Genomic DNA, 16,849 nt, shown 5'->3' with positions numbered 1-16,849 from the left:
TGTCCTCTTATGCGTCGATGTCGCCGCGGATCTGCAGGCGGAACGAATCACTCTGTCCGGTAGCGGTCGACTGCAATACCGTTCGGGCGAGCCAGAGAGGGTAGTTGGCGGCAGCCGTGTTGAAACGCAGCACGTTGCCGATAGCCCACCCACCACCCCATCCGCCCTGCTTTATCGTGAAGTACGGTTGACCGGTCGCAGGGTTGGTCGGGAACGTGTCGGCGTTGATCGTTCCGGTGCCGATGTTGCCCACCGCCTCGCCGATGATGTTGAAGCTCGTCGAGCTGGTGAATACCAGTGCCCACCTCTCCTGAATCGCCGACTGGTCCGTCACCTGCAGCGGGAAGCTGGCGAAGTTGTAGTTGCTGGACGGGCTGCCACCGCTCACCACATCCGCAAACAAATTCGCCCACGTCGTCTGTGCGAACGAGAGCGACATGCGCGCCTGCAGGTCGCCCATGATGAGCGCCGAGCTGACCTTCGCCTCGTTGGCGGGGTATGTGTGCGTCAGTTGCTTTGTCAGCGCGATGCGGCCGGTGATCTGCACGTCGGACGCCATCGCCATGTCTTCGACACGGTTCTCGACGTAGATCGTGCCGGTCATGCCAGTCGTGCTCACTGTCGGGCCGAACGTCAGCGTGCCGGCGTCCAGGTTCGTCGTGTACATCGTCGGGTCCATCACCACCGGGGGATTCGACGAGTCGACCACGCGCATCGCAGCGACGCGCACCCGGCCAACGTCGACGGTCAGCCCGTTCGCGGGCGTGACAGCCTGCTTCGCGGTATGGTGGACAACGACGACGTAGCCCTTCTGGAAAATAGGTACCCGGCCGTCGGTAGGCAGGCGCACCGGGTCCAGGCCGAGGATCGACGCATCGAGCGGCAGGTAGCTATACGCCACCGCGTTGAACACGATGGTTGATGCGAACGCCGGGTACGGCTTGAAGATTTTTCCGTCTGCCGTGACTGCGGCGGCGTTGTACCAGACCTGCGATTCGTTGCCGGCCGCGGTGACCATCTTGCCGAACCGCAAGTTCACAACACCCGTCTGATAGTTGACTGCGCCGATAACATTGGTACCGCTGATCGTACCGTCGGCGTTGGCCGTGACCGATACCGATCCGCCGGTAACCGGGGAGAACTGAATCTGCAGCGACCCGGGCACCACTGGTGCGGCCGGAATGCGGAACGACGCGAAGTCGACCGGCACGTTACCCTGCGTGGTCAGCATTGACTTCAGCGACAGCGCGTTCGAGCCGCCAGCGTTCCACTGCGTGATGATGGCGAAACCTGTGCTGTAGTTGATCGAGCCTGCAAGAGTGCCCGCGTTCGTCAGCGGGTTGAAATCCATGTACAGATTGCCTACCAGGTCGTCGTAGTAGGTCTTTCCGCCCCAGGTGAACATGGTCGACCCCGGCACCAGTGCCTCGGCGTACTGGTACATGAGGTTGAGCCCCCACTGGCTCATCGTGGCCGTCTGCTGCGTGGCTGAGCCGGAGGTGGTCATGTACTCGACATCAACCGAGCCCGTCGTGTCGTTCGGGTAGGTCGCTGCCGCGTCGTAATACTGGATGCCCTGCAGCGTGTTCTGGTACACCGGATCGCTACGATCAATGCCGATACCGTTAGCATTCTTCATGTAGCCGATCAGGTTCGACTGAAACAGCGGCTGCGCGATCTTCACGATCACGTCAGGCTTGAACGTAACGGTGCCGGCGACGTAGTTCACCGCGCCGTTGGTGACCGTTGTGCTCGTGCCGTCGCCGTTGTAGCGCTTCAGCACGCCGGCACCATTGTCCTGCGCCGTGATGTACGGGTCGGTGCGGAAATACTGCATCTGCGCCGGGATATTCGAGATCAGCGAGTAGTCGTTGATCAAGACATTCCAGGTCGCCTTCACCGTGCCGGCGACCACGTTCGTGTCCGGCAACGACACACTCAAGTTGCCCGATCCATCGCGCAGCGGCGCGTTGAAGTGCGCGGTCTTCTTCGTACCGAGGTTGTAGTTCGCCGTGAACACCGTGCCGGCAGCCGGGATGCTGTTCGGCGCCATCCGCAGAAGGTACTGACCGTTCGCCCAACGGGCGTAGCCGGTGCCGTCACCAGAAAAGGTCTGCGTGGCCGGATCGAGCGTGGCGGTATTGGTACCGCTCGGCAACTTCGGCCAGGTGATCGTCAGGCCCGATTGCACGAGCTGCTGCCCGGCCGGCGGCGTGATCGTGAACTCGACGTAGGGGTTCGGCGGCGTGGTGTTCGAGCGATTGAACACGTTGGCCGGGCTCGCCCATGAGAACAGGATCGAGCTGGCATCGTCCGGCAGGCTGCCGAGCGTGATCGTCACCGTGCCGGTGGCGTACACGATGGTGCCGGCGCCGATGCTCGGGTCCGACGCCTTGATCGAGCCGGTGCTGCCACCGCCCTGATCCTGCATCGTGTACCAGTTACCCTGCGACATATAGCTGACCTGGAGCCGGCGCGGGGACGGGCTCGGAATCAGCGTCATCACGAACACATTGACGCGGTTGGTCTGGTTGATGTCAATGGAAGCGGTGTTCTGCGGCAGGATCGGGACGCCGGCTGGCATCCACGACATCGTGAGCGTGCCGGTGCTCGGGGTCTGCGTGAACTGCACCGTGTTGGTGGCGTAGCTGATCGTACCCACAACCGTGCCGGAGGACGTAACGATGACGTTGCCCTGCTTGTCGTCCGAGTATGGCCCGAGCGTCCAGGTACCCGGCACGATCGATGTCGGCACATACACGTAGCTCGGGCCCGACAGCACCCCGCTCAAGGTCTGATTCGCCTGGCCGGACTGCACCGCCGGGTTCGTCGTACCCGCGGCCGACAGGTTCGTCAGCGGCGTCTGCGACTGCGCGCTCGGCACGAGCTGCGAATAGATGCTTTTGGCCTGGACGGCGATGTCTCCAGGCGCCACGTTGGCGATCAAGTCGGCGACGCCATAGTAGTTGGCGGCATTTGCTACCTGCGTGTCGCGGCAGATGGCTCCGGCGGACGAGCCGAGATCGAGCGGGGACGGGTCTGGACCGGTGAAGGTGTACTGCAGTTGCGCCGAGATCGTCAGCGTCACCATGACACCCGTGAAGGTCACCGACTGCCCGCCAACAAGCACTGTGAACTGGCGCGTCTGCGTGGCTACGTTCTGCACGCGAACGAACTGGCTGAATTCGGTACCGAGCCCTTCGTTCTGGATCAGCACCAGCGACTGGCCGACCTTCGGCAGTGCATCACCCACGCGCAGCAGCAACTGCACCGACCGCTGGCCGGCGAGCTGGACCCCAAGCACCTGACCGGGCCACTTCACCGACTTCGCCAGGTACGACTGGATGTTGTTCGCCGCGGCGACGCGCTGGTCCGTCCAGGACTTCGTGGTGAACATCGTGATCGACACGTTGGGGTCGTCCGGCTGCTTCAGCACGATGGCGTGGGCACCGAGATACGAGTCCGTTGTCGTCGTGTTGACAGATGCAAAGCTCTTGCGCAGGCCGATCCGGCCGTAGGTGCGATCCAGCTCCGACACGTCCGGGAACAGGTTGTTGGACACACCGTCGACCACCTCGTTTGCGGTGATCTTGCCGCCCCCGTTGTCGGTGTCGAGCAGCACTTCGCTTTTCATGAGCTTGATGCTGTTCGAGGTGATGGAACTGGTCATTCGTCAAATCTCCATGAGCCGCACGGTCACGAGGTAGAAATCCCCGTCGACCACATCGCTGTAATGCACGACTGGGTGCGCCTCGATACCGGCGCCGTCGTGATGGCGGAAGATCACCGTGTGGTCTTGCCCGCGAAGTGTAAGAGTGAGTTGCTGCCCGGCGACTGCGGCCCAATTTCGCAGTTGGTCAAGGACCGCCCGGGTCATCCAGCCGCTCTCGTCGTCCGACGGTTCGAGGGTGATCGGTCGCCCGCCCTGGCGCGTCGCCGCGCTGACGATGAGCGCCCCGGTGATGGTCCGCTGCGCCGTCTGCTCGACCGGCGCCCAGTTGTTCTCGTCCGACCAGTACAGATCGGGGCTCAGTGCGACGACCGTCGTGCCGACCGCCAGGGTGATGCTCATGTGTTGGACCTCCCCGAGAAGGATTCGAGTTGCCGCATCACGCCAGTCAGGTTCTCGGCATCAGCATCCGATGCGACATTGACCGGGGTAGACTTCCCGTTCAGGTTGATGTTGACCGTCTTGACGCCTGCCACCTTGTCCCGGGTGTTACCGGGGGCGTTCGGCTTCGCCTGCAGCTTTTGAACGGCTTCGAGGACGTTGCGTGCCTGGTTGTACGCAGTCTCAATGCTGCGGATGCCGTCAAAGCTATAAGCCGCCTGACCGCTGTACTTCTGCATGACATTGCGGTTGAAATTCGCCGCATCGAACGCGGCCTGCGCCGTCTTCAGGTCATCGGCGCCGAGCGTGCCGCGGGTCTGCTTGTCGACCAGGGACATCAGGGCATCGTTCTGCGAGGCTTCGAGCCCGCGCCGCCCACCGGCCGCCCCGCCGGCGCCGCCCGTAGCGCCCGCTTGGCTGGCGCGCACGCTCTCCTGCGAGGCGTCGTTGCGCATGCGGATGGCGTCGATCTCGTTCTGCAACTGGCGGACCTGCTGCTCGCCAGCCTGCGCCTCCTGCAGCTTCGCCTGTGCGTTGCGGATGCGCAGCTCGATCTCCTGCTGCTTGGCCGGGGTCAGTTGGCCGGACGCGTCCAGTGCGGCGCGATCGGCTTCTGCCGAAGCGATACTCGCCTTCGTCTCCTGCTCGACGGCGGAGATGTGGTTTCGCACCGTCTCGATCTGGATCTGCTTCTGCCGGATCTGCGCGGCCTGCGCCTCCAGGGTGCGCCCGTACATCGTCGCCTCTTGCTCCTGCGTCTTGTAAAAGGCCAGGCTGGCGCGCGTGGCTACGTCCGTCTCGAATGCGTTCTCGCGGATGACGGCGATCTTTCGCTCAGCCGCGGCGGCAGTGTCGCGCAAGGCGTCGCGGTACAGACCCTCGGCGAATGCTGCCTCCTGCTGAGCGCGAGCTACTTGCGCTTGCTGCTCGGCCGTTGCGGCGTGCTGAGCGTTAAGCCGCGTGAGTTGCGCCGATGCAGCCTCGGCATTGGTCTTCAGTTCGGCCAGGCGATCGGCGTTGTCCTTGTACGTCTCCGCAGCGGCGCGGCGGGCGACCGTCTCGACCTGCGCCTGATCCGCAGCGACCTTGGACCGTTCAGCCTCGGCTGTCTTTTTGTCGATCAGATCGGTCAGGGTTTTGAGCTGTTCCTTCTGGTCGTCCCGCAGCTTCTCCGATCCCCCGGCGGCGATGATCAGCGACTCGGCCTGCGCCTTCAGGTAGATCACCTCCTGCTGGCGCGCAAGGGCGAGCGTGCGCAGCGCCTGCTCGTCGCCTTGTGCGGCGCGTACGGCAGCCTGGCGCATCTCGATCTCATTGCCAGCGACGTTCGCCAGCGCGACGGTCGCCTCGCCCTCGTGCTTCTTTGCCTGCGACAGCTTCTCCGCGATCAGCGTGTTCGCTTCAGCCTGCTTGTTGACGTCGATGTACGCAGCCTGGATCGCGTACCAGCCCTGCGTGGCGCCACCAGCCTGATTGCCCGCGGCAGTCGAGGCAGCGCCCGCCGAGCCTTGCGCCTGCGCGTTGCTCGTTGCCGCAGCAGCGGCAGCCCCGTGTGCCTGTGCGTTGGCGTTGATCCCTCCCGTAGCCGCCTGCGCCTGAGACGCGGACTGCTGCGCCGCCTGGCCGGCCGTGCGTTGAGCAGCGGCGCCCTTTTCACCGGCGCCGGCCATCTCCTGGATTGAGCGCCCTAGCTTTGCCTGGCGGTCGATCATTTGATCGAAAAGCACGCCGGACTCGGCGACGGCACCCTTCAGGTCGCCATGCACGACGCCGGCAGTGAGCGTAGCGAGTTGCTTCACGCCCGTGAACACCACGTCAAGCGTCGTCGAGACGCCCATCGCTACCGAACCGACCACGACACCGGCCGCACGTAGCGCCGCGGTGAGCACGTTCAGCGCACCGGTATCGCCGATGGTCGTCGACGCCTCGGTCATCAGGTTCTTGAACCGTGCCCACGATGCGCCGAAGCCCTCGACTTGATCGGTACCCTTGGCGATAGTCTTCGTGAGCTGGTCCGCCAGGGCGGGCAGCATGTCGGCTGCCATAATCTGCCCGGCTTCGGTCATCTTCGTTAATTGCTTGACCGACAGGCCCATGCCGTCGGCAGCGACCTTCAGCGCGCCCGGGAGCGAATCGCCGAGCTGCTGCCGCAGTTCCTCCATCGAGACGGTGCCCTTGCCCGCCATCTGAGAGAGTGCTTCGAGAGCCAGCGCCGCGCGCTCGCTACCCTGCCCCATCAGACCTGTTGCACGAGTGACTGCCGCGAATACCGCTTCGGTTGTCTGCGCGGAGATGCCGGCCTGCTGCATCGACACCGAGAACCGCTTGTAACTCTCGCTGATCTCGCCGATGGCGATGCCGGAATCGTTGGCCGTCTTGCGCAGGAACTCGATCTGACGCGCTGCCTCCTGGATACTGCCGGTCGTGATCGCCAGGGTGCGGCGCATCGACTCCAACTGCACGTTCGCGTCGAGGAACTTTTTCGACAGCTCGAATGCGCCGTAGGCTCCGGCCAGTTGGCCGAGCATGCTGGACACCAAACGTCCGGCCGTCGACGTTCTCTGTGCTGCTTCGCCAGCGTCATTCAGGGAGTTCTTCAGCGCCTCGATGCGCTTCTGACCGGCGGCGAACGCCCGATCGAACTCCGCGCCCGACACCGATGCGTCGTTCGCCAGCGCGTGAAGCGCACCGTTGATCCGGTCGATCTCGATGCGCACCGACTGCGCCGACTTGACGCCAGTCACGGCGAACGCATCGTCGAGCGCCTTGCGAGCCTGCGCCGCTGACTGTGCGAACTGCTGGTACCGCTGCTCGGCCGCGATCTTTTCTTCGGACGCCTTTTTGGCAGCAGCGGACGCTTCCGCATACTGCTGGCGCTCCATCTCCAACTGCTCACGGGCAGCCCGGCCCAGTTCGTACTGGCGGTTCTGCTGGATGCGCGCCAGGCGGTCTTCTTCCGCGAACGCAGCCTTCTTCTGCTCGGCAGCGGCTTCGGCGACGCGCGCTTGTTCCAGCAGCGCGGCGTTCAGCGCGGCAACGTCCTCGGTCGCCTTCACATACGCCCGGCCCAGTTCAGCCTGCGCTTCCGCAACGTTTTCGGTGGCGATACCGGCAGCCTGCATCGCCTCGCGCGACTCGTTCATCGCGGCGGTGCGGCGCGTTAGCTCCCGGCTGGCAGCCTCGACTTCCTTGTTGGCGAGCTTCGACCGCGCGGACAAATCATCCTCGGCATCGGCAGCGGCCTTCGTGGCCTGCTGCGCGGCGCTCAGCGCGTCCTTCCGGTCGAGGATGGTCTGCTTGGCATCGTTGATCGCCAGGCGCAGTTCCTGAACCTTCAGCTTATATTCAGCCTCGGTCTTCGACGCGTCATCGGTCGACAGCTTCAGGTTTTCGAGCGCGAGTTTCTTGTCGGCCAGCTCGCGCTGCGACGCACGCAGTGCCTCACGGGCTTCCGTCTCGGTCTGCTCGAACTTCGCCGTGGTGCCCGAAAGGTCGGTCAGTTCCTTGGCGAGCGCGGCCGAGGACTCCTTCGCCTTCTGCTGGTCGACGGCAAGAGCGTCGACTGCATCCTTCATCCGCGTGAAGGTGTCAATGGCGTCGCCTTGTTCGGCCAGCTTGTCCAGCTCGTCGCCCAGGCGCTTGAATTCGGGTGCAGCGTCCCCGCCCTGCTTGGCAAGGTCGTGAACATCTTTTGCGAGGTTACGGATGCTCTCGGCGCCGACCGTCGAGGCAGTAACCTGTAGGGAAACATCGCGGTCGTTATTTGCCATGTGGGCCTGCGCGAGACGTGAGGTGATGTCGGGGGAGCGTCAGCGCCCTCCCCCGGCACCCGGGACGAATGCCCCGGGCGGCGCTACGCCGTTTAGGACGCGTTGTCGCGCAGTTCGACGGTGAACGGCTCGCTCTTGCCCACCGGCGTCTTGAGACGGCCCGGCATGGTGACTTTTGCGAAGTCGTTCTGCAGGAAGTCGAACGCGCTGTTGGACGCGATGACCGCCTCGTACACGTCGACGATCACCGGAAGCTGGTCGGCGAAGTTGATGCCGTCCAGGCGCAGGCGAGCGCGCACCATCGGGTTCGTCGAGCCGCGGATCAGCGAGCCGGTCACGGCGTTGTAGGAGCCCGTCACCTTCAGCGCCTGGCCGTCGGTAATGGCGCCGCCGACCTTGGCGCGAATCCAGCCCATGCGCCAGTTCACTTCGTAGTCGGTGTCGAGCACATAGGTCGTGCTGCCAGCCGTGTTCTTCACAAGGAAGCCGGTCGCCGCAAAGTTGTTCTTCGACAGCTCGACCCACCCGTTCAGCTTGGCAGTGATCGCCTCGTCGGTGATCGTGCCGGCGGCGCGGTTCACGTCAACGTCGGTACCGAGCAGCGCGGTCGCCAGCGATTCGCGGTTGACTTCGGCCAGTTCGAGCGTGAATTCCGTCGGCTTCGGCAGAGCGACGGTTTCGAGGATCTGGCCGTAGCTGGCCCGGCCGCGGGACGTGTTGTCCTTCAGGTCGGTCGACGGCTTGATCTCGAATTTCGACGCTTCATACGGGCCTTTGAATGCGTCGAATTGAGCGGTTGTGGGGTTGTAGCGGGCGATGTAAAGGTCGCCAGCACCGATAAAGCCGCGGGCTGCGGTCATAGCTTTCTCCTAGATTTGCCAGCACTGGCACCGTCGGCAGTGTGGCGGGCTGCCGCTGGCAGTGCCTGCGGATGAATTTCGCTTAGGGGTTCGTCAGATCCTCGGTGTAGAGCACGTCGACGTGGATGCCGGCGAACACGATGTCGATGCCGTCGTCTCGTGCTCCGATCACGCGCCCCTTGTAGGTCAGGCCCATCGCGTGGCCGTCCAGGCGCCTCCCGTGCTTCGGCTCACCGGCGAACACCGCGCGCTTCAGGTCCGCGATGACCAGGTGCGCTGCATCGTTCGGGTGGTCCGGGTCGCATTTGACGTGCGCCTCGAACTGGTACCGCTGGCTCAGCGACGCGGCGGTCAGCGCGCTGTCCTGCACGGTGTCGTTCCCTTCGACGAGGATTACGCACGGCACGTCGTCCTCGCCCACTGCACGCTTGCCGCGGAACACACGCGTGCCGATGTCGGTGGAATAGCCATTTGCCACGGTGATCGCGGCCAGGCGCGCGGCGAGGACGCCTGCGATGTCGCTTGCTTTACTCATTTCCGAGTGCCTTTCGTAGTTCGTCAGCGGTGAGTGCGGCCACGGTCGAACCGAGGCGCGCGGCCACGTCGTTCAGGAACTTCTCGTCGAGCGCGGCGCGGAATAGCTGGTAGACCGACGGCCCGTACAGCGCCTTCAGATCGCCGCGCTTCTTCCCGCTGGTGCCGGGCTTGCGCGTCATCACGAGCAAGTTTCCGTTCCGGCCGCGGATAAAGAAGGACTGCACGCTGCTGATCGGCTTGCGGGCTCCGCGCGTGATTTCGACAGACACGCCGTCTTGCTTCATGCCGACCGGGATGCCTAGTGCCTCGTTACCGATGCGGGCCTTCCACGGCAGTAGGCTCCCCGCCTTGCGCGGGTTTTTACCCATCGCGCCCGCCTTGAACGAGTCATTCGGGTACTTGACGACACGCGTCATCTGCTGCGCGCCGTATGACGTGAGCGTGGTGTGCCGGTACCGCGCGGTGATGCGCGCCGTCGGCTTCCCCGGCTCGGTGGCCGGCTCGAACGACATGCGCTCGTCGAGATAACTGTCGGACAGGTTGATGCCCGCGTTCATTTTCTCGCGCGCGTCGGTGTACGCCTTCTGAGTAACCGTATTGACGGCCGTCATGGCGGCGCGGCCGAGCCTTTCGTCGTCCAGGTGCGACAGCGAATCCGCCACCTCCTGCAGCGTGGCGGTTTCAACCGTGACCGAGAAGCCGGAGCGGCCAGCCATCAGGCGCTCCGCAGAACGTAGCGCGCCGTCTGCCCGTTGTCCTCGAACGCCGGACCGTCGACGACGTAGGACTCGCCCGAGATCGGATTACCGTTGGTGTCGACGAGCGCCAGGTGGTCACCCTTGCGCGCGGCCAGCGCGCGCTGCAGCGTAGCCACGGTGCGGACGTAGACGAGCCCGTCGGAGCCCGAGACTTCGACGTTGCGCTCGATGTTGACCCGGCAGGGCTCGCCATTACGCAAAACCGCATCCTCACCCAATCGAGCGAGGATGCGGTCAGCGAGGCGTTGGAACGCACTCAGTGCCACGGCTTAGCTGATCGACAGCTCGACGATGGCTTCCGGACGGGTGCAGAGGTGAATGGGGTTCGATTGAGCCTCCACTTCCACACCCTTGTTGAAGTCCAGAATTTCCTGCTTGGCGTAGTACGGCAGGCCGATCGTGTTGACCGTCTCCATGTAGTCCGCCGGAACGAACGTGGTGGAGAACAACTCGGGCACGCCTTCCGGCACCAGGTACGCTTTGCCGTCGGCAATGAAGTCCGTGCCGCCGACCTTGCCGCGGTATTCTTCAAAGAAGATTCCGGCGAAGCGGAAGCCGCCGCGCAGATCCTCGCCCAGTGCTTGGCGGTCCTGGAAGTTGTCCCACACGCGTACGACGGCCGGGTGGTCGACGAACGCATCGAAGAACGACGCCGAGCACAGCACGCGCAGGCTCGAATACTCCATTGCGCCGAGCTTGTCTTCGACGGTGCGCTTCACACCCACCAGCTTTGAGCGCAGCTTCGTCGCGTCGACGTTCAGAGCCAGGGCAATCGCGGTCTTGCTCACGCCGAAGGTCTGGAACAGGTCGAGCAGCACCGAGCCGTCCGAGTCCAGCACCTGGCCTTTGATCGCGCCCATGCGCTGATATTCGAGCGTGGTGTCCATGTTCCGGCGCATCTTGGTGAGGCGCTTGTTCACCAGGGTCTGGACGACCATTTCTTCCGTCTCGCTGCCGAACGCACGAACGTTCTGCACTTCGTCGGCGCGGATGGTGTCGCGCTGCGGCAGGTGAATGGACGGAACCGACACCAGCTTGCGCTTTTCACGCGGGGTGTTTGAGCCCGGGGCGCCACGGGATGCCGACGGCACCAGGCTGATAGTCGTGCCTTCACGCTCGATCATCATCGAAGTGGTAGCCACGCCTTCCTCGGCGAAGTAACCCAGTTGCTGGATTCGCTTCGGCTGGTACGGGGCGTCATTGATCGCCTTCGTGAGCGAAGTCAGCGAAAAGGCGTCGTTGTTGAAAATATCGAGTGCCGGCATGCGGATCTCCTGATATGTGAGTGGGGTTTCCGCTTAGTCGCGGACAACGATGCCGGCTGCAGCCAGGTCGGCGCGAGCAGGGGTGTCCAAGCCGGTGAGCGCGGGCGAATACACCTCAGCGAGACGAGCGATGACGGTCGCCTTTTGGTCGACAGTCAGATCCGGCACTGGGGTGTACAGAATCGCCACGGCAACCTGCGAACCGTCCGTTGCACCGTCGGCATAGGCGACGTATTTGCCGGACGCGGTGATCTTGCCGAGCAGTTGCCCGGACGGCATGGCGCCGGCGGCAGCGGCGATGGTGACTTGCTCACGGCTGTAGGCACCATCTGCCTCCATCAGCAGGAATTCGGCCGTGTGCAAGCCTTCGTTGAACACTTGAGGCATGTTTGCTCTCCTTACTTAGCTTGTTTGCGCGCAGCCCAAAGGCTGGTGGACGAAACCGCCTCGGGCTGCGCGGGCTTGGCGGTCGAACCGGAAACAGGGGGCGTGGTGTCGACGGGGTTGTTCTCGCTCAGCGCAGCCAGAGTGGCGCACAGCGATTCGCGGACTTTCTCGATGGACGTGTTCGCCTCGATGAACGCCTTCGCATCGTCCGGACGCTTTGCGACGGCGCACAGCGCGGTGATCTCGCGGGCAGCCTCGACCATCGGGCGCGCGGCATCGAGCGACGCGGCTCGCAGCGCCCAGTGGGCGGCGTACGCCTGCAGACCGTGCTCGGTGGCGAGCGCGGTGATCTGATCGGCCAGGGCGGCGGTCGGCTTGTTGTCGATAACCGGCGGCACTACGGGCTGTTTCGGGGGCTCGACGACCTTCGCATCGGGCTTGAACAGCGCCTGGACGTTCTCGGGGAGACGGTCGTAATCGAACACCGCCTGGACGTTCAGAGCGGGCTCCATCTCGTCAGCGAAGCCCTGAGCAACGGCGTCGGCCGCGCTCAGCCAGGTTTCCGCGTCGAGCAGTGCCTTCACCTCGTCCTCGGTGCGGCCGGTGCGAGCTACGTAGGTGCCGATCAGGCTGGCGCCGATCTTGTGGAGCACGTCCGCCATGTCCCGAAGGTCGTGCTCGTTGCCGTACACGCCGTTGATGGGGTTGTGAACCATCATGAAGGCGTTCTCGGGCATGATGATCTTGTCACCAGCCATCGCCAGCAGGCTCGCGGCGCTCGCGGCCACGCCGAGCACCTTCACGGTGATCTCGGCACCCGTGGCACGCAGCGCGTTGTACATCGCCAGGGCGTCGAACACCGAGCCGCCGGGCGAATTGATGTCCATGTGAATCAGCTTCACGTCGCCGAGCGTCTTCAGGTCGGCAATGAACATCTTCGCGCTGACACCCCACGCCCCGATCTCGTCGAACACCGAGATTTGTGCGGGCTGGTCAGCGGCCTTTGCAATGATCTTGTACCAGTCTTTCATGGCTATCCTTTTCGATGATGCGGATTCTCTGCATCTGCAGGCGAACGCGCCTGCGGCTAGATTTCGCTGTCGTCAGCGGGCTTTGTGCGACGGCGCAGCTTGTCGCGGATGAAGACGTACAAAAGCAGTGCGTTGTAGATGAACGCGATCCACAGCAGCAGGCTCGGCAACAATCCGGTGAGCCACTGAATGCCGCCGACAAGCGCCACCGGGGCGCCCTTCACCACTTCATTGAGCAGTTCAGCGAGGGTCATTTCTTTGCCTTTTGGGTGTCGGGGTACTGGCCGGGGGCCGTGCCACCGCTGTTGTCGCCGGCGGGCTGTTTCGGGTCGTTCGGCATCGAGATGGGCGGCAGCCCCAGTTCTTCCTCGCGCTTCTTATCGGACGCGCGTTCTTCGTCTACCTGCTCGGGGTCATCGCCGCGCTCGGCAATCACGCTCGAACGGCTGCGGAAGCCTGCGACGACTTCCATCTGCTTGCCCTGAACGTCCTGCACTGGGTGGATGTACTGCCAGCCGTGCGGCGCCCACTCGACAGCCTTCGCGTCGTCAGCGATCAGCGCCGGGATGGCGCCTACGAGCACCGCGGTGTCGACCCATGCCGCGCGCACCTTCTGGCAGAACATCGGGATGACGACGTGCCACTGGCGCTGCTCGACGAAGCGGCGGAACTCCTGAATCACCACGCGCAGCGTGCGATCGGAGACGTTGATGATGTCGCCCGCCAGCAGTTCGTACGGGATGCCCTGGCCGGCGGCAGTAGCGATGTGCTGCGTGCGCATGTACTCGCTGTAGGTCGTGCCAGCCTCGGGGGGATTGCTGAACACCACTTTCTCGCCGGGCAGTAGCTCCTGCGAGATTCCCGGCTCCATCGCGGCCACTGGGGTGCCGTCCGATTCGTACTCGGTGGCCTTGCCCGTCAGCGGGTTGATGCCGTCCGGGGCCGTCGGCGCCTGCTTCTCGATGATCATCGTGAACAGGTTCGCCAACTTCTGGCGTTCGAGCACTGCATCGTCGAAGTCGGCCACATTGCGCAAACGGGCCAGCACCGCGGCGAACTCCGACACGCCGCGCAGTTGCCCGGGGCGCTTCGGCTCGAATACGTGAACGATCTCGTCGGCGAGGACGCGAATGAGATCCGACCTGTTGACATTGGCCGCACTGAAGTCGGTCGGATGCGCCTTATAGATCCAGTAGGCGGTCCGCGTGCCAGCCTTGTCCAACTCGATACCCTGGCGGATCTTGTTTCCGACCGGCAAGCCGGGCCAGGTGTCGGCGTCGAAGTTGACCGGGCAGAAGTCCGACTCGATGAGCTGCACCTGTAGCGGCACTTCCATTGAGCCCTTGCGGCGCCAGCGCAGGCGCGCGAACACTTCGCCCGACTCAATCCATGAACGGACGGCCAGCGCCTCCTGCCCGTAGAAGTTCAGCACGCCGTCAGCGTCAGACTGTGCGCACCAGCGGTCCCACAGGTCGACGACGTTCTGCTTCTGCTCTTTGTTTTTGATGCGCTTCGGACGCGGCACGATGCCGGTGCCGATCATGTTCGTGACCCAACGCTGTACGCCTGCCGATGCGGTCCAGTCGTTGCGGCCGGCGTCGCGCGCACGGTCGCGCACCTTCGGCTGCTGCGTGGTCGAGCGGTTCGGGCCAGTCGATGGGGCTTTCCAGCCGGCCATGCGGCGACCCATGCCGCCCACGTCGAATTGCGCGACGACGGAAAGCGCGGCGCGCGAGATGGCGCGCACGGTGCTGCGGAACGGGTTTCTCATCGCTGGTACCCCCGACCGCCGTAATACATTTGCGTGCGCCGGCGCGGCGCCACAGGGTTCTGCGCAGCGAGCTGCGTTTGCATGTCGTTGCGCGCCTGAATCAGCTCGGCGATCGAAGCGTAGGTGATGCTCTGACTACCGAGCGTCACCCGGCGCTCGCCCGCGGCGATTGCCCTGTTCAGCGCGTCAATGTCGGATTGAGTAACCGGCATGGGTGACCTATGGATGGATGCAGTGCCGATTCTCAGCGCCACCCCTCAAATCACGTATGCGGTCGGATTTCGCGCGTCAGCGCAGGTAACTGGATCTGCTGGTCCGTCGACCACCGCGCGCCATGCCGACGGGCGCTGGCGCGGCCGGTTGCGGTACCGGCGTGTTGTCCTGCATCTCGCGGCGATCCTCGACGGTGATCAGATCCGAGTTTTCGGCCAGTGGGCGAGCCCACGATGGCGCGGCACTCCAGTCGAGCAGCTTGTCGAGCGACAGGCGCAGGCAGCCGGCACGGATGTACGCAGCGAGGTCGAATGCTTCGTTGCGCTTTCGAATTTGCGACCACACGCCGTTCGGCAGCCGCACCTCCGACCGGAACATCTCGTCATAGAACGCCGGCGAAAGCCACGACGGCAGATGGATGTAGCCGGGGCCGGGCTTCGCGCGCTTCAGGCCGGTCGACACCCCGTCTTTCATGAGGTTCGGGTTCAGCACGTATAGCGGTATGTCCCCCTCTTTGCCCACCTTTCCGCCCACCAGCGACTCGCGGATAATCGGCGCCGTCTTTGTGGACGCGCCTTTGACCAGCATCACGCGGTTGCCGTAGCCCTGCAGACGAATGCGGCGGTACCAGTCGTAAGCCTTGTCGGTGACGCCATCCTCGCCGCCGGAGTCGACGATAGTCATGCGGATGCCTAGCTCTTTCCCCACCAGGTTCGTCTTGTAGGTGGCGCGGATGATCTTTTCCGTGAGTACATCCCAGTCCTCTGCGTATGCGGCCGGGTCGATAGGAGCGAAGTCGTCGCCCATGCCAGGGCGCATCGACGTTTTGATCTCGTATCGGTCGACCAGCCACTGCTCCAGGTGTGGTCCGATGGCATGAACCTGGACGACGAAGCGCGCATTGACCCCGCCCTGCACGTCGACTGACGCCATGAGACACCGAGCCTCATCCGGCACGACGTACCTGGTTAGATCCTTGTCGCTACGCGATGACGGGTCTGCGTTGTTCTGCGCTGCGTCCGCCAATAGGCGCGACAGATACGGCATACCCTGGTCAACGTTGACCGTGTTTTTCAGCGGTTCCTCGTCGCCGCTCAGCTCGTACTGGCGCAGCGCCGTGAAGAAACGCAGCAGCAGGGACTTCCACGACTGGAACGCCGCGGCCACGCCGCCGAGCCAGTAGCCGGCCGACGCCGAGACGATCGCTTCGCCCACCAGCTCGTCGTCGGCAGTGAGTTGCTGCCCCTCGGCCAGCCATCGTCCGCCGCGGTTGAGCGCGGGCTTCACCTCCGGCCCGTGCATGGCGCCGCAGTGCGGGCAGATGATCCGGTTGTACTGGTCCGCCAGCGCGTTGATGTCGCCCTCGCGCACCATCGGCCCGAGCTGGTCGAGCGGCGGCAGGTGGAACAGGCCCAGGCCGGGCTCAGCCTCGAACCATTCGGCACAGTCCGGACACTTCCAGTACCAGCGGCGGCGATCCGAGCCGTTATACAGGCCGAGAATACCTTTCGTCGGCGGCGCCTCGTGCGGGGTGGCCGGCGTCCAGTTTGGGTCTTCGAGATTCCGGCCCGGCGACGACTCAGCCAGCGCCATGCCGCGAGACATGAACGTCGTCGTGCGCTTCAGGCCGGCGGGAAACGGTGGACCCTCCCCGTCAACGTCGTCCGGCATGCGGTCGAGATCGGTGAAGCCGACGTAACGGTACGTCGAGCCCGACAGGTTCGAGATCGTCGGCCACGCGATGCGCAGCCACATGCCATGCTTGAACTGCTTGTCGTGTACGGTGTCGTCCTGCGAGGACGAGGACTTCATCGCCGCCAGGTTCGGGCTGTGTCGCAGCGCGCGGTCAATGTCCGTCTTGCTCAGCTCGCGCGCCTTGTCCTGCGTCATGGACACCAGCAGCATGTCGCCGGGATCGTTCACGACCGCATGCGACATCCAGCCGAGAATCAGCGATGCCGTCTTACCGGTACGCGCCGGGCCGACGAAGACCACTGCCTCGTGCCGGCGCGACGCCAGCATATCGGTCGGCTCGACCATGTACGGCGTCTCCGCCGCGGACCACGCTGTAGCCGGCCCACCGGTCTGCTTGATGATCAGGTTCTCGGCCGCGCCCTGTGACACGGACATGCGCTTTGGCGGACGG

The 16,849-nt window shown here is 64.2% G+C and carries 14 protein-coding genes; all 14 read right to left on the bottom strand.

The window, feature by feature from the left end; genetic code table 11:
- Positions 1-7 precede the first annotated feature (7 nt).
- Positions 8-3,670 (bottom strand): hypothetical protein, encoded by a 3,663-nt coding sequence (locus tag AC3FKG_RS17545; RefSeq protein ID WP_488743697.1) that lies wholly within the window; start codon positions 3,668-3,670, stop codon positions 8-10.
- Between the two features lie 3 nt (positions 3,671-3,673).
- Entirely contained in the window at positions 3,674-4,072 is a 399-nt protein-coding gene (locus tag AC3FKG_RS17540) for a hypothetical protein (RefSeq protein ID WP_488743696.1), read from the bottom strand.
- Complete coding sequence (locus AC3FKG_RS17535; RefSeq protein ID WP_488743695.1) at positions 4,069-7,881, bottom strand: tape measure protein; 3,813 nt, start codon at positions 7,879-7,881, stop codon at positions 4,069-4,071. The genes AC3FKG_RS17540 and AC3FKG_RS17535 overlap by 4 nt, the downstream gene beginning before the upstream one ends.
- Before the next feature lie 92 nt (positions 7,882-7,973).
- A complete protein-coding gene (locus AC3FKG_RS17530) occupies positions 7,974-8,741 on the bottom strand; it encodes a phage tail tube protein (RefSeq protein ID WP_488743694.1) in 768 nt (255 codons plus the stop codon).
- Positions 8,742-8,823: 82 nt separating this feature from the next.
- Positions 8,824-9,276, bottom strand: coding sequence for a hypothetical protein (locus AC3FKG_RS17525; protein WP_488743693.1), 453 nt, complete (start codon positions 9,274-9,276; stop codon positions 8,824-8,826).
- Complete coding sequence (locus AC3FKG_RS17520; RefSeq protein ID WP_488743692.1) at positions 9,269-9,994, bottom strand: phage tail protein; 726 nt, start codon at positions 9,992-9,994, stop codon at positions 9,269-9,271. The genes AC3FKG_RS17525 and AC3FKG_RS17520 overlap by 8 nt, the downstream gene beginning before the upstream one ends.
- A complete protein-coding gene (locus AC3FKG_RS17515; protein WP_488743691.1) occupies positions 9,994-10,302 on the bottom strand; it encodes a hypothetical protein in 309 nt (102 codons plus the stop codon). The genes AC3FKG_RS17520 and AC3FKG_RS17515 overlap by 1 nt, the downstream gene beginning before the upstream one ends.
- Before the next feature lie 3 nt (positions 10,303-10,305).
- Entirely contained in the window at positions 10,306-11,301 is a 996-nt protein-coding gene (locus tag AC3FKG_RS17510; RefSeq protein ID WP_488743690.1) for a major capsid protein, read from the bottom strand.
- A gap of 33 nt (positions 11,302-11,334) precedes the next feature.
- The gene (locus tag AC3FKG_RS17505) at positions 11,335-11,688 is read right to left on the bottom strand and encodes a head decoration protein (RefSeq protein ID WP_488743689.1); all 354 of its coding nucleotides are present in this window, start codon (positions 11,686-11,688) and stop codon (positions 11,335-11,337) included.
- Between the two features lie 11 nt (positions 11,689-11,699).
- Positions 11,700-12,719, bottom strand: coding sequence for a head maturation protease, ClpP-related (locus AC3FKG_RS17500; protein WP_488743688.1), 1,020 nt, complete (start codon positions 12,717-12,719; stop codon positions 11,700-11,702).
- 56 nt (positions 12,720-12,775) lie between these two features.
- On the bottom strand, positions 12,776-12,973 hold the full coding sequence (locus AC3FKG_RS17495) for a hypothetical protein (RefSeq protein ID WP_488743687.1): 198 nt from the start codon (positions 12,971-12,973) through the stop codon (positions 12,776-12,778).
- The gene (locus AC3FKG_RS17490) at positions 12,970-14,490 is read right to left on the bottom strand and encodes a phage portal protein (protein WP_488743686.1); all 1,521 of its coding nucleotides are present in this window, start codon (positions 14,488-14,490) and stop codon (positions 12,970-12,972) included. Before AC3FKG_RS17490 ends, AC3FKG_RS17495 begins: the two co-directional genes overlap by 4 nt.
- Positions 14,487-14,702, bottom strand: a complete 216-nt coding sequence (locus tag AC3FKG_RS17485; RefSeq protein WP_488743685.1) for a phage head-tail joining protein — start codon at positions 14,700-14,702, stop codon at positions 14,487-14,489. The genes AC3FKG_RS17490 and AC3FKG_RS17485 overlap by 4 nt, the downstream gene beginning before the upstream one ends.
- A 76-nt stretch (positions 14,703-14,778) precedes the next feature.
- A complete protein-coding gene (locus AC3FKG_RS17480) occupies positions 14,779-16,833 on the bottom strand; it encodes a terminase gpA endonuclease subunit (protein ID WP_488743684.1) in 2,055 nt (684 codons plus the stop codon).
- Between the last annotated feature and the right edge of the window lie 16 nt (positions 16,834-16,849).

It is taken from the genome of Cupriavidus sp. 22TCCZM04-2 (assembly GCF_057798895.1).
The sequence above is the reverse complement of the archived record's forward strand: the minus strand, read 5'-3'. Positions and strand labels throughout refer to the sequence as shown.

What these genes read in the sequence shown, in the direction of transcription:
- AC3FKG_RS17525 (WP_488743693.1), bottom strand. Translation starts at nt 9,276, where the DNA reads ATGAGTAAAGCAAGCGACATCGCAGGCGTCCTCGCCGCGCGCCTGGCC.
- AC3FKG_RS17530 (WP_488743694.1), bottom strand. Translation starts at nt 8,741, where the DNA reads ATGACCGCAGCCCGCGGCTTTATCGGTGCTGGCGACCTTTACATCGCC.
- AC3FKG_RS17510 (WP_488743690.1), bottom strand. Translation starts at nt 11,301, where the DNA reads ATGCCGGCACTCGATATTTTCAACAACGACGCCTTTTCGCTGACTTCG.
- AC3FKG_RS17505 (WP_488743689.1), bottom strand. Translation starts at nt 11,688, where the DNA reads ATGCCTCAAGTGTTCAACGAAGGCTTGCACACGGCCGAATTCCTGCTG.
- AC3FKG_RS17545 (WP_488743697.1), bottom strand. Translation starts at nt 3,670, where the DNA reads ATGACCAGTTCCATCACCTCGAACAGCATCAAGCTCATGAAAAGCGAA.
- AC3FKG_RS17540 (WP_488743696.1), bottom strand. Translation starts at nt 4,072, where the DNA reads ATGAGCATCACCCTGGCGGTCGGCACGACGGTCGTCGCACTGAGCCCC.
- AC3FKG_RS17485 (WP_488743685.1), bottom strand. Translation starts at nt 14,702, where the DNA reads ATGCCGGTTACTCAATCCGACATTGACGCGCTGAACAGGGCAATCGCC.
- AC3FKG_RS17495 (WP_488743687.1), bottom strand. Translation starts at nt 12,973, where the DNA reads ATGACCCTCGCTGAACTGCTCAATGAAGTGGTGAAGGGCGCCCCGGTG.
- AC3FKG_RS17500 (WP_488743688.1), bottom strand. Translation starts at nt 12,719, where the DNA reads ATGAAAGACTGGTACAAGATCATTGCAAAGGCCGCTGACCAGCCCGCA.
- AC3FKG_RS17520 (WP_488743692.1), bottom strand. Translation starts at nt 9,994, where the DNA reads ATGGCTGGCCGCTCCGGCTTCTCGGTCACGGTTGAAACCGCCACGCTG.
- AC3FKG_RS17480 (WP_488743684.1), bottom strand. Translation starts at nt 16,833, where the DNA reads ATGTCCGTGTCACAGGGCGCGGCCGAGAACCTGATCATCAAGCAGACC.
- AC3FKG_RS17535 (WP_488743695.1), bottom strand. Translation starts at nt 7,881, where the DNA reads ATGGCAAATAACGACCGCGATGTTTCCCTACAGGTTACTGCCTCGACG.
- AC3FKG_RS17490 (WP_488743686.1), bottom strand. Translation starts at nt 14,490, where the DNA reads ATGAGAAACCCGTTCCGCAGCACCGTGCGCGCCATCTCGCGCGCCGCG.